The organism is Streptomyces sp. NPDC003032, assembly GCF_053591415.1.
The window spans coordinates 21,101-32,328 of the sequence record NZ_JBSFTT010000012.1 but is presented as its reverse complement, the minus strand read 5'-3'; the positions used below and the strand labels follow the sequence as shown (position 1 = coordinate 32,328).

Annotated in this window: 10 protein-coding genes; 6 read left to right on the top strand and 4 right to left on the bottom strand. The window is 71.8% G+C overall.

The window, feature by feature from the left end:
• Positions 1-34: 34 nt before the first annotated feature.
• A complete protein-coding gene (locus ACWDZ7_RS18605) occupies positions 35-1,342 on the bottom strand; it encodes a glycoside hydrolase family 26 protein (RefSeq protein WP_451798156.1) in 1,308 nt (435 codons plus the stop codon).
• Between the two features lie 107 nt (positions 1,343-1,449).
• Here ACWDZ7_RS18605 and ACWDZ7_RS18600 point away from each other — a divergent pair, with 107 nt between their 5' ends.
• A complete protein-coding gene (locus tag ACWDZ7_RS18600; protein ID WP_451798155.1) occupies positions 1,450-2,916 on the top strand; it encodes a carboxylate--amine ligase in 1,467 nt (488 codons plus the stop codon).
• A gap of 488 nt (positions 2,917-3,404) precedes the next feature.
• Here the strand turns inward: ACWDZ7_RS18600 and ACWDZ7_RS18595 are convergent, their stop codons facing one another.
• On the bottom strand, positions 3,405-4,268 hold the full coding sequence (locus ACWDZ7_RS18595) for a chaplin (protein WP_451798153.1): 864 nt from the start codon (positions 4,266-4,268) through the stop codon (positions 3,405-3,407).
• Between the two features lie 120 nt (positions 4,269-4,388).
• Positions 4,389-4,616, bottom strand: coding sequence for a chaplin (locus tag ACWDZ7_RS18590; RefSeq protein WP_451798442.1), 228 nt, complete (start codon positions 4,614-4,616; stop codon positions 4,389-4,391).
• Positions 4,617-4,911: 295 nt separating this feature from the next.
• On the opposite strand from ACWDZ7_RS18590, the gene ACWDZ7_RS18585 reads away from it, so the two are divergent.
• From ACWDZ7_RS18585 to ACWDZ7_RS18570, 4 genes are all read left to right on the top strand, one after another.
• On the top strand, positions 4,912-5,622 hold the full coding sequence (locus ACWDZ7_RS18585) for a response regulator (RefSeq protein WP_451798152.1): 711 nt from the start codon (positions 4,912-4,914) through the stop codon (positions 5,620-5,622).
• A complete protein-coding gene (locus ACWDZ7_RS18580; protein WP_451798151.1) occupies positions 5,619-7,187 on the top strand; it encodes an ATP-binding protein in 1,569 nt (522 codons plus the stop codon). The genes ACWDZ7_RS18585 and ACWDZ7_RS18580 overlap by 4 nt, the downstream gene beginning before the upstream one ends.
• Positions 7,184-7,735 carry a hypothetical protein gene (locus ACWDZ7_RS18575; RefSeq protein ID WP_451798150.1) on the top strand — a complete coding sequence of 184 codons (552 nt, stop codon included), beginning with the start codon at positions 7,184-7,186 and terminating at the stop codon, positions 7,733-7,735. Before ACWDZ7_RS18580 ends, ACWDZ7_RS18575 begins: the two co-directional genes overlap by 4 nt.
• A gap of 100 nt (positions 7,736-7,835) precedes the next feature.
• Complete coding sequence (locus tag ACWDZ7_RS18570; RefSeq protein WP_451798148.1) at positions 7,836-8,369, top strand: GNAT family N-acetyltransferase; 534 nt, start codon at positions 7,836-7,838, stop codon at positions 8,367-8,369.
• A 19-nt stretch (positions 8,370-8,388) separates the two neighbouring features.
• Here ACWDZ7_RS18570 and ACWDZ7_RS18565 read toward each other — a convergent pair whose 3' ends face one another.
• Positions 8,389-9,213, bottom strand: a complete 825-nt coding sequence (locus tag ACWDZ7_RS18565; RefSeq protein ID WP_451798147.1) for a class I SAM-dependent methyltransferase — start codon at positions 9,211-9,213, stop codon at positions 8,389-8,391.
• Positions 9,214-9,285: 72 nt separating this feature from the next.
• Between ACWDZ7_RS18565 and ACWDZ7_RS18560 the strand changes: the two genes are divergently transcribed.
• A complete protein-coding gene (locus ACWDZ7_RS18560; protein ID WP_451798145.1) occupies positions 9,286-11,130 on the top strand; it encodes a S9 family peptidase in 1,845 nt (614 codons plus the stop codon).
• Positions 11,131-11,228 lie beyond the last annotated feature (98 nt).

Genomic DNA, 11,228 nt, shown 5'->3' with positions numbered 1-11,228 from the left:
CGCGCCACCGCGGCGTGCGGTGGGTTCAGGGGTGTCACTCGTCCTGCCACCAGTCGAACGGCAGGCACGGCTCCTCGCCGAGCCAGCTCTCGATCCAGTCGCCGAGGTGCAGCGGCGTGCAGTCGGGCGGGTCCACCGGCCGGGGCGGCTTCACCGGTTCGGTCGGCACGGCCGGGGTGTCGCCGCCGCGCCCGGAGAGCAGATCGCGGTAGACCTCGGACGACTCGGGATTCTCCTTGCACTGCCAGACACCGTGCGGGCAGTAGTCGGTGACCGTGTTGTACAGCGGCTTCTTCTCGTCCATCCATTTCAGCATGCCGCGCATGTATTCTTCGTTGTCGCCGTTGCGGAACAGACCCCATTCGGGATAAGAAATGGGTTTCTTGTGCGCAGCCGCGAAACCGACGTGCTTTTGGAGCCCGTACGGCTCCGCGACCTGCTCGTCGAATGACATTCCGCGCGGCTGGTCGTACGAGTCCATGCCGATGATGTCGACGACATCGTCACCTGGATAGCACCGAGTCCAGGGAATGGCGTCGCGCCCTCTGCTGGGCGTGAAGTCGAACTGAAACTTCTGTCCGGCCACCGAACGCATCGTGGTGACGATCCTGCTCCAGTACCTCTTCCAGGACTCCGGGTCCGGGCCACAGCGATGGGTGTAGGTCGTGCCGTTCATCTCCCAGCCCAGCACGACCACCGTGTCGGGCACGCCCAGGTCGACCAGGCGTTCGGCGAGCACGCGGAAGTGCCGGTCGAAGTCACCGGCGGCGCCCCGCCGCAGCATGCCCGCGACGTCGCCGTCATCGACCCCCTCCTCGTTCCGTTCGAGCATCGGCACATTGAGGACGAAGAGCCTGTCGGCCTTCTCCTTGCGCCACTGCGCCCAGTCCGCCAGGAAGCCGGGGGCGCCCTCGATATTGCTCCACAGGTCGCCGGGGAGGTAGGTGTGCCCGACCCGGAGCTCGGCCCCGCCCAGCCACTCGCTCAGCTCGCTGATGCGCCGCACCCCGCGAGGGCCGTAGTCGAGATACGCGCCAAAGGCGGGCGCCTTCTCCGGGGCGGAGACGGGAGCCGCCGGGTCCGCGGGCGCGACCGGGCCGACCGAGGCCAGCGGGGCCACGGGAGGCACGGGGACCACGGAAGCCGCGGGTGCCGCAGGGGCCGGGGAAGCCGCAGGAGCACCAGGTGCCTGCGGAGTGCCCCCCGGCGGTTCACCGTCGCGCACGATCCCCGTCGCATACCCCGGCACTGCGGCGAGAGCCACCGCCGAAACGACCCCGACACCGAAACCGACGAAGGAGAGACGTTTTCCGTGCCGCCGACGCCATGCACCCGAATCCATAACCGCTCCTCTTCCTCTTCTTCCGCCGCCGCCCACTGACACCTCGTCATATTTATTTCTATTGCGCCAATCGAGTTTCTAATCCCGCGATCCGTCACATCGCCCATATGGACGATCGAGCAGTGAGGGCGACCTTGCCTCCTCTGGACACACGAATTCCCGCGGTTCTTTTGAGGACCGACCGCAATCCCTTCCACCACGGGACGCTGGGCGCCGTGCGCTCCCTGGGGCGCGCGGGGGTGCAGGTGCACCTGGTGGCGGACGACCACGGCAGCCCCGTCAGACACTCCCGGCATCTGCACCGGCTGTACCCGCCGCCCGCCCCCGGGGCGCCGCTCGACGAGGTGGCCGCCGCGCTGCACCGCGTCACGCGCCACCTCGCGGCGCCGGCCGTGCTGATCCCCCTGGACGACGCCGGCGCCCTCGCGGTCAGCGCCCTGCACACGCGGCTGCGCGACCGTTTCCTGCTGCCCCGCTCCACGGGCGGCACGGCCGAGCGCGTCGCGGACAAGGCCGCCCTGGCGCAGGTCTGCGCGCGGGCGGGCGTGGCGCACCCGGTGACGCTGACGCCGGATTCCGCCGCCGACGCCGTCAGCGCCGTGGCCCGGCTCGGCGTCCCCGTCGTGGCGAAGTGGAGCCGCCCCTGGCTGCTCCCGCACGGCGCGGGGCTGCGCAGCACCATCCTGATCGGCTCCCCGCACGAGGCGGCGGCCCTCTTCGAGCGCCGTACCGAGGCCGGCAGCCGGCTGCTGCTGCAGGCCTTCGTGCCGGGCGCCCGGGACGCGGACTGGTTCGCCCACGGCTGCGTCGGCCAGGACGGCGTCGTACGCGGCGGCGGTACGGGCGTCAAGCACCGCTCCTGGCCGCGCTCGGCAGGCCTGACGGTGAGCGGCGAATGGACCGCGAACCCCGAACTGTGGTCCGTGACCGAGCGGTTGATCGCGTCCCTCGACTACCGGGGAATCTTCGACCTGGACTTCCGCAGGGACGCCGTGACCGGCGACTTCCACCTCATCGACTTCAACCCGCGCCCGGGGGCCCAGTTCCGCCTCTTCGCCGACGGCGCGGGCACGGACGTGGTGCGCGCGCTGCACCTGGACCTCACGTACCGGCCCGTCCCCGCCCCGCACCCCCTTGAGGGACGCACCTTCGTCGTGGAGAACTACGCCCCGCTGACCGCGCTGCGCCTGCTGCCCCGCCCCGGTCGGCGCGATCCCTCACCGCCCGTCGAGTTCGCCTGGCACGCGGGCGACGACCCCGGCCCCGGGGCGGCCCTGCGCCGCCTGTGGCTCCGCCGTGTGACGCGGCGGCTGTGGGACGGCATGGCCCGCCGGGCGCGGAGGGCCCTGGCGGTCTTCGCCTTCAGGCGCCGGGCGCGGCGGGCCCTGATGGCCTTCACCCTCGGGCGGCGGGCGCGGAAGGTCCTGATGGCCTTCACCCTCAGACGGCGGGCCCGGAAGGTCCTGATGGCCTTCCCCTTCAGCTTCAGCAGTCGGCCGCAGGAGCGCACCCCCGCCGTGGTCCCCGGCCAGGCGTCCAGGGAGCGAGCCGTCACCGACGTACGACCGCGCTGATCGGGTGGAACCGCGGCCCCCGCGAGGCGTGGCACGCCTGCCCGCGGCCCTCGGCCCCTACGCTCGCCTCAGGTGACGCGGAGACGGCACCGGGCCCGGCTTCCGTGTATGCGATGGTCCACCGAAGCCGGGCCACCAATCCCCGGCCGCTCTTCTGAGTGACGCGGCGGGCGAACGGGTGAAGGTCACGTTCCGCGCGAGCCGTCAGGTGGTGCACTGGAGGTGCTGCACGGGACAGGCCGGGTCGCCTCCCTTCCAGCCGTCGGCATCCATGCCGTGGGCGAGCGACACCCCCAACGGGCCGGCCGCCCCACCTCGCGCGTCGGCAGGGAAGCGCTCGCGTCCAGACTTCCCTGCCGGCGTCTGCCATGTCGAGCCCCGCTGCCTGGCAGGCAGCGGGGCTCGACTGATGGTGCTCGCGGGGATGTGCCGCCGGCGTCGGGCCGGCCTCGTGACAGGCCGGCCTGGCGGCGGGGCGGCGGGACGACCTAGCGGCGGGGCGACGTGGCGAACCTCCGGCGGTAGAGGATCGCGCCGCCGAGCAGCAGCCCGGCGCTCCCGGCCGCCGCTCCCAGCAGCGCCGCGTCCATGCCCGTGGCGGCCAACTGCGCCCCGGGAGCGGCCTCGCCGACCGGGTCGTCGGACCGGGTCGTCTGCGGCTCGTGCTTCGGCGGCTCGGGCGTCTTGGACGCCTTGGACGCCTTGAACGCCTCGGACGCCTTGGAATCCGCGGACGCCTTGGACGCCTTGGACGCCTTGGACGTCGACACCTCGTGGGCGGCATGGGGGCCGGACTCGGTCCGGGGCCGCGGCCGGGGCCCGGGGCCCGGGCCCGGCTTGGTGGCGTGGCCCGGCGGGGTATCGGCGTACCGCTGGTCCCCATTGACGCAGTCGCCGCCCATGGCGCCCGAGGCGATGGACACGACGCCCACGTGGTTGCCGCAGACGTTGACCGGGACCTTGACGGGGGCCATCACGTTGTTGCCGGACAGCGCCCCTGACGAGCGGACCGCTTCACCGTGCGCACTGGCACCGCTGGTGCGGGTGGTACCGGTGGTGCGGTGTTCGGCTCGCTCCGTCGCCGCCGGACCCGACGGCCGGTGCGAGGGGCCGGGGTGGTGCTCGGCGGGTGCGGAGGAGTTGCCGCAGCTGTTGTCGGCCGCCGGGTTGGCGGCTCCGACGGCGTTCACCGAGTTGCCGCAGACGTTGACCGGTACTTCCACCGGCGCTTGCACGGTGTTGCCCGACAGGATGCCGGACGAGTCCTGGGTCTGCCCATTCGCCTCGGAAGTGGCGAACGCGGAGACACTGGACAGGGACAGGATGCTCGTGGCGGCCGCGGCGGAGAGCATTCCTTTGCTTAGGACCTGTCGCAATCTACTGGTCTTTCTCTGTGCGATGCGATGGGAACCGGCCCCCACAGCCGGAAGGCTGCCGGGCCGGCGAAGACGCCGGAACAGCCGGGTCCTACATCAGGCGTTGACGCACTTGTTGCCGGCCGCCGGGTTCAGGAGAGCGACGACGTTCACGGTGTTGCCGCAGACGTTTACCGGAACGTGGACGGGAACCTGGACGACGTTGCCGGAGGCGACGCCCTCGGAGCCGACGGACGCGCCTTTCGCCCCGGCGTCCGCGAACGCCGGAGAGCCCATGCCCAGGACCATGACAGCACCGGTGACGAGGGTCGCGCTCTTCTTCAGCTTCACAGCTTTTCCCTTCTTCGTGCCACGCCTGAACGACGGCCGCGGCCGCGGCCGAGCGGGGAGTTCCTGTTCCCGCACCGTGACCTGAGCCCTGCTCAACGAGTGACGGGAGAGGAGGAAACCAAGGCATTGGCCTCCCGGGGAAGTTCACTCGAATGCGAGTAGGACGGGAGTTGTCGGCAACGAAACGGAGCCGTCATGGCGGAATATCTTCCGCGCGTATCCGGAACTGGGAATGATCTTCGGGCCGACGGTCATCGATTCATCACAAAGCAGACGTAGCCTCTCGTACGTGACTCGCGTACTGCTCATCGAGGACGACCCGGCCGTGCAGAAGGGCGTGACCCTGGCGCTGCGGCGGCGCGGGCACGAGATCGAGGCCGCCGGCAGCGGCGAGTCCGGGCTCTTCGCCATGGAGCGCTTCCGGCCCGACCTCGTGCTGCTCGACCTGATGCTGCCCGGGATGAGCGGTCTTGAGGTGTGCCGTCGCATCCGGGAGACCCGGCAGGTCCCGATCATCATCCTCTCCGCGCGCGGCGACGACGTCGACATGGTCGTAGGTCTGGAGGCGGGCGCCGACGACTACGTGGTCAAGCCCGCGAGCGGCGAGGTGCTCGAAGCGCGGATGCGGGCGGTGCTGCGGCGCGTCGTACCGCGCGAGGCCTCTGAAGGGGGCGGCGCCGAGATCACCGAGGCCGCTCGGACCGAGGCCCACGGGGCGCTCACCGTCGACCGGGTGGCGTTGCGCGTCTTCAAGGAAGACCGCGAACTCGTTCTCGCACCGAGCGAGCTGAAACTCCTGCTGTTCCTCTGCGCGGCCCCCGGGCAGGTCTTCAGCCGCCAGCAGCTCCTCGAACAGGTCTGGGAGCACAGCTTCTACGGTGACGCGCGGCTGGTCGACGCGTGCGTGATGCGGTTGCGCGGCAAGGTCGAGGACGACCCGCGCCATCCTGTGTACGTCCAGACGGTGCGGGGCTTCGGCTACCGGTTCGGGCCGCTGTGAGAGCGGGCCCGCGGCGTGTCGCGAAAGCCCTGCGGCCTGTCGCGAAAGCCCTGCGGCCGCGCGGCGGACTGCGCACCCGGCTGCTCGTCGCCTTCCTCGTCGTCTCCGCGATCAGCGCCCTCATCACCGCGGCCCTCACCTTCCGCCAGGCCCGCGACGCCATCCTGGACCGCACCCAGGACTCCGCCGTGCACGACCTGCGCGCGCAGCTCGACTCGCTCGCGCCGGACGTGCCCTTCCCGCCCACCTCGCGCAACCTCCGCGACCTCGCCCTGCAGCTCGACCGTGCGGGCGGCTCCCGCGGCTGGCGGGCCGCGGCCGCGTACAAGGACGGGCCGCCGGTGACCGCCAAGGGCGACGAGCCGCCGCGGGTCCCCGGGGAGCTGCGCGAGGCCGTACGCGAGCGGAACGCCGCCGTCCATCAGCGTCTGGACCGGGGTGGCGAGCCGTGGCTGACCATCGGCCTGCCCCTGGACTTCAGCGACGAGCGGAGTGGCCAGGAGCGCGGTACGGCCTCCGGGCTCACCGTCTACGTCACCTTCTCCCTCAAGGACGAGAAGGCCGACATCTCGGCGCTCGTCACCGCGGCGCAGGCGGGGGCCGTTCCCGCGCTCGCCCTCGCCGTCGTGCCCGCGCTCTTCGCCGCCCGCCGAGTCCTGCGACCGGTGCGCCAACTGCGTACGGCCGCCGAACGGCTCTCCTCCGGCGCCCTCGACACTCGCCTCGATGTCACCGGGCACGACGAACTCGCCGATCTGAGCCGTACGTTCAACACCATGGCGGGCGCCCTGGAGAAGGACGACGCCGAACTGCGCCGCATGGAGGCGAACGCACGCCGCTTCGCCGCCGACGTCTCCCATGAACTACGTACACCGCTGGCCGCGATGACCGCCGTCACCGAAGTCCTCGACGAGGACGCGGACTCCGGACAGCTGCCCCCGGAGACGGCCGACGCGGTGCGCCTCATCAGCGGCGAGACACGCAAACTCGCCCGCATGGTCGAGGACCTGATGGAGATCTCCCGCTTCGACGCGGGCGCCGCCGCCCTCCATCTCGACGGCCTCGATGTCGCGGAGGCCGTCCACAAGACGCTCCAGCTGCGTGGCTGGCAGGACCGCGTCACCACCGAACTCCCTGACGCGCTGCGGGCGTCGCTCGACCCACGCCGCTTCGACGTGATCGTCGCCAACCTCGTCGGCAACGCGCTGCGGCACGGTGGCGAACCGGTGCTCGTACGGGCGTACGACGATGGGGGCACCCTCGTCGTCGAGGTCGCCGACCGCGGCCCCGGCATCCCCGCCGATGTCCTGCCCCAGGTCTTCGACCGCTTCTACAAGGCCGACGCGGCCCGCACCCGCTCCGAGGGCAGCGGCCTCGGACTCGCGATCGCCATGGAGAACGTACGCCTGCATCACGGCACGCTCGCCGCCGCCGACTCGCCGTCCGGCACGGGCGCCGTGTTCACCCTGCGCGTGCCGCTGCGGCAGGCCACAGAGCTACCCACAGAGATCGACACAGAGATCGACACGGAGTGCTCTGCGGAGCGCTCTACGGAGGACGCGTGAAGAGGCTGCTGCTCTCCCTGTCCGCCCTGCTCACCCTGGTGCTCGCGGTCAGCGGCTGTGGGGTGTCCGCGACCGGCCCCGTCCCGGCGGGCGCGGCGGCGACCGGCGCGGTGCGGCCCGGCACGCGCGCGTACGACGCCAGACTGGACTTCCTCGGCCCATGGGGCATGCAGTTCGTGTCCCGCAGGTCCGGCACCCCGGTCGGACCGCAGCAGGCCGTCGACCTGCTCCTCGCGGGGCCGACCGACGCGGAGCGGGAGCGCGGGCTCGCCAGTCTGGTCCCGGAGGAGCTGCGCGGCCGGGTGACCGCGCTGCCCGCGCGGGGCGCCGTCGATCTCCACCTTCCCGTGGTCATCGCCCAGTTGGACCACACCGCGGTGAGCCAGTTGGCGTGCACGGCCGCCAACGCCGACGCGATCCCCGGCGGCAAGACGCCGGCCGACGTCCTCGTACGCGTGCACGAACCGGACCTCGACGGCGAGAGCAAGGGCAAGGGGACGTGGGATCTGCGCTGCGACGGGACGGGCAACGCCTATCCCGCGCGCTGATCCTTGACGCCCCGTTCCGCTGGGCGTTCCGTACTGTCACGATGCGGAGTCCGGAATGCAGGGGGAGTCGTCCCCAGTGGGGGCGGGGTGGGAGGCGTGCATGGCAGAGGTGTTCTTGCGGCGGCTGAGCCGTTGGCAGGCGGAGCAGCAGCGGGAATCCGTCGCCAACCTCTACGTAGAGGCCTATCAGGGCATGGCCGGCGACGAGTACCGCGACCGGCAGGGCTTTCTGCGGCGCTTCGAACACGACGTCCAGCAGCCCGACTTCGACATGGTCGTCGCCGACTCGGGGGGCCTGGCCGGCTGCCTCTACGGCTACCGCGCCGCGCCCACCGGTGAGTGGTGGGAGGGGTTTCGCGGCATCCTGCCGGCCGGGATCGAGGAGCAGACCGTTTCGGGGCGGGTGTTCCTGCTGAGCGAGCTGATGGTGGTGCCCGCCCACCGCAGGACAGGCGTCGCCACCCGACTGCGGACGCTGCTCCTCACCCGGCACATCGCCGATGTCGTCGTCGCCGTCATCAAACGGGACGACGATCAGGGGCGGGACGTGCTGCGGGCCTGGGACTGGGCGAAGCTGGGCGAGTTCGACCCGGGCCGGGAGGGGTGGCTGCGCCCACCTTCACCACTGCCCTGAGCGTCTCCGCGGACAGCCGTCAGACCTTGGTCGCCTTCAGGGAGTACATGAGCGGGACGCGGGGGCGGTCCGCAGGGAAGCGGTAGGCGCCGTCGCGGACCTCCAGCGCGCCGAAGCGCGGGAAGAGGGTCATGTCGTGCTCGCGCAGGAAGTCGATGCGCAGGCCCGCCGCGGCGAGCGCGGAGACGACCTCGCCGATGGGGTGCTGCCACTCGACGGAGCGGTTGTGGACGGTGGGCGTGGTGGTGTCCACGTATCCACCGGAGTCCTCCTCGACCCACGCGTCGCGCGCGAAGTAGTCGTGCTCCAGGCGGCTGCCCGTGGCGTCGTCCAGGATGTCGGTGAGGGGATGGAACTCGGCGACGTAGAGAAAACCGCCGGGCGCCACGAGCGAGGCGGCGGTCTCGGCCCAGCGCTGGATGTCGGGCAGCCAGCAGAGCGCGCCCACTCCGGTGTAGACGATGTCGTACGCGGTGTCGGGCACCGCCTGAGCCGCGTCGTACACGTCGGCGGCCACGAAGGCGGCCCGCTCCGGGGCGAGGCCCAGCTCGGCCGCGAGCTCTCGGGCCGCCTCGACGGCGCGCTCGGAGAAGTCGAGGCCGACCACGCGGGCGGCGCCGTGCCGGGCCCAGGAGAGCGTGTCCATGCCGACGTGGCACTGGAGGTGCAGCAGAGACTTTCCGCGTACGTCGCCCACTTCCGCGCGCTCGAAGTCGCGCAGGGCGTCCTTGCCCGCGCGGAAGGAGGCGACGTCGTAGAAGTCGCTGGCGAGGTGGATCGGGACGCGCTCGTCCCAGCGCTTTCTGTTGGTCTCGCGCCAGTCGGCGGGGGTCGGTGAGTACATGGTCGAGAAGTTATCCACAGGGTGGGGACCCTCGCCAGCGGATTGTCGGCGGCGGCGGGCACTATGGGGGGCATGAGCGAGACGGGTGCCGAGAAGGCCACGGGGTCGAAGTCCATGCCGGGGATGCCGGAGATGCCGGACTGGGAGAAGCGGTTCAGGGCACCACGGGTGTCGCTGCCGGACTGGGCGGAGGACGCGCCGCAGCGCTCCCTGTTCGTGTCGAACGCGACGGGGACGTACGAGCTGTACGCATGGGACAGGACGACAGGCACCCAGCGCCAGGTCACCGACCGGCCGAACGGCACGACGGACGGTGTGCTGACGCCCGACGGCGAGTGGATCTGGTGGTTCAACGACAAGGACGGCGACGAGTTCGGCGTATGGATACGCCAGCCCTTCGCCGGGGGCGAGGACGAGCCCGCGGTGCCGGGCCTGGAGGGCTCCTACCCGGCGGGGCTCGCGCTCGGCAGGGACGGCGGGACGGTGGTCGTCGGCCGCTCCACGGACGAGGACGGCTCGACGATCCATGTCGTACGTCCCGATGCCTCCGACCCGGTGGAGGTGTACCGCCACCGGGAGTCCGCGGGCGTCGGCGACCTCTCCCACGACGGCACGCTGATCGCCGTCGAGCACACGGAGCAGGGCGACGCGATGCACTCCGCGCTCCGCGTGATCAGGCCCGACGGCTCGACGGTCGCCGAGCTGGACGACACCAAGGGCGGCACGGTCGAGCTGGGCCTTGAGGTTCTCGGCTTCGCACCGATCGACGGGGACACGCGTCTGCTCGTCGCCCACCAGCGGCGCGGCCGCTGGGAGCCGATGGTGTGGGACGTCGCGTCCGGCGAGGAGAGCGACCTCGCGCTCGGCCTGCCGGGTGACGTGAGCGCCGAGTGGTATCCGGACGGCTCCGCGCTGCTGATCGCGCACGGCTTCGAGGCGCGGGGCGAGCTGTTCCGCTACGACCTCGCCTCGCGGGAGCTGGTCCGCATCGAGACGCCCGCGGGATCTGTGTCGGGGGCCACGGCCCGCCCCGACGGCACCGTGGAGTTCATGTGGTCGTCGGCGGCCGAGCCGCCGGTGGTGCGCTCCACCTCGGGCGGCGTGGTCCTGGACCCGCCCGGCATGAAGGCGCCGAAGTCCGTCCCGGTCCAGGACGTGTGGGTGGACGGGCCGGGCGGCCGCATCCACGCCCTCGTGCAGAAGCCCGCGGGCGCCTGGGGGCCGCTTCCCACCGTCTTCGAGGTGCACGGCGGGCCCGCCTGGCACGACAGCGACTCCTTCGCGGCGGGCCCGGCGGCCTGGGTCGACCACGGGTACGCGGTGGTCCGGGTCAACTACCGGGGCTCCACCGGGTACGGCCGAGAGTGGACGGACGCCCTCAAGCACCGCGTGGGCCTCATCGAACTGGAGGACATCGCGGCGGTCCGTGAATGGGCGGTCACATCGGGCCTCGCCGACCCCGCCCGCCTGGTCCTCGCGGGCGGCTCCTGGGGCGGCTACCTCACCCTCCTCGGCCTCGGCACGCAGCCGGACTCCTGGGCGGTGGGCCTGGCGGCGGTGCCCGTCGCGGACTACGTGACGGCGTACCACGACGAGATGGAAGCCCTCAAGGCACTGGACCGCACGCTGCTGGGCGGCACGCCGGAGGAGGTCCCAGACCGCTTCACCGCGTCGTCCCCCCTCACGTACGTCGACCAGGTCAAGGCTCCCGTCTACATCTCGGCAGGCGTCAACGACCCGCGCTGCCCGATCCGCCAGGTCGACAACTACGTGGACCGACTGGCCGCGCGGGGCGCGGCGCACGAGGTCTACCGCTATGACGCGGGCCATGGGTCACTCGTCGTGGACGAGCGCATCAAGCAGGTGGCCCTGGAGCTGGACTTCGCGGCCCGGCATCTCCCCGGGGGCGGGGCTTGAGCGGGTTGCCCTGCCGGCGGGCTCTGCGGGCGGCTTCTGGAGCGGCCCAGACCGCCGCTTCGCGGCGGAATCTTTCTCACCCACCCACCCGTTTGCCC

Coding starts and splice junctions, on each gene's coding strand:
- ACWDZ7_RS18565 (WP_451798147.1), bottom strand. CDS start 9,213: ATGTACTCACCGACCCCCGCCGACTGGCGCGAGACCAACAGAAAGCGC.
- ACWDZ7_RS18570 (WP_451798148.1), top strand. CDS start 7,836: ATGGCAGAGGTGTTCTTGCGGCGGCTGAGCCGTTGGCAGGCGGAGCAG.
- ACWDZ7_RS18560 (WP_451798145.1), top strand. CDS start 9,286: ATGAGCGAGACGGGTGCCGAGAAGGCCACGGGGTCGAAGTCCATGCCG.
- ACWDZ7_RS18595 (WP_451798153.1), bottom strand. CDS start 4,268: ATGCTCTCCGCCGCGGCCGCCACGAGCATCCTGTCCCTGTCCAGTGTC.
- ACWDZ7_RS18600 (WP_451798155.1), top strand. CDS start 1,450: ATGGACGATCGAGCAGTGAGGGCGACCTTGCCTCCTCTGGACACACGA.
- ACWDZ7_RS18605 (WP_451798156.1), bottom strand. CDS start 1,342: ATGGATTCGGGTGCATGGCGTCGGCGGCACGGAAAACGTCTCTCCTTC.